Source organism: Streptomyces gottesmaniae, from assembly GCF_031845845.1.
Taxonomy (GTDB): domain Bacteria; phylum Actinomycetota; class Actinomycetes; order Streptomycetales; family Streptomycetaceae; genus Streptomyces; species Streptomyces akebiae.
Genome location: NZ_JAVRFJ010000168.1, coordinates 1 through 409 on the forward strand (window position 1 = coordinate 1; position 409 = coordinate 409).

The following is a 409-nucleotide window of genomic DNA, read 5'->3' on the forward strand; positions in this document are numbered from 1 at the left end:
TAAAAGCACAGGGCCTGGCGGCGGCGTAGCAGGCTGCGCGACCCGGATTCGTCGACCCGACCGGCCGGGTGGGGGCGTGTCGCGTGGCTCGACCCGAGGGGAGGCCGGCCGCCGCGCCCCGCGAACCGCTCCGCGCTCCCGCCGCGCGGCGGGCGGTGTGGTCGCGGGAGGTCGGCTGGTTCGCCGTGATCGGCGTCGTGTCGACCGTCGGACAGGTCCTGCTGTACTGGCTGCTGCGCCTGTGGTGGCCCCCTGCCGCCGCCAACCCGGTCTTCCTGCTGGTGCTGACCGTGCTCAACACCGAAGCGAACCGGCGTTTGACGTTCCGGCACGCCGCGGCGGAACCCGCCCGCGCCCACCTGGGAGCCGGTGGCCTCTTCCTGCTCGGTTACCTGGTCACGTCCGGTGC

General features: G+C 74.1%; 1 protein-coding gene. It reads left to right on the forward strand.

Going from position 1 to position 409, the window contains the following annotated elements; genetic code table 11:
• Positions 1-83: 83 nt before the first annotated feature.
• On the forward strand, positions 84-409 hold a 326-nt coding region (locus RM704_RS44900), incomplete at its 3' end, for a GtrA family protein (RefSeq protein ID WP_369015717.1).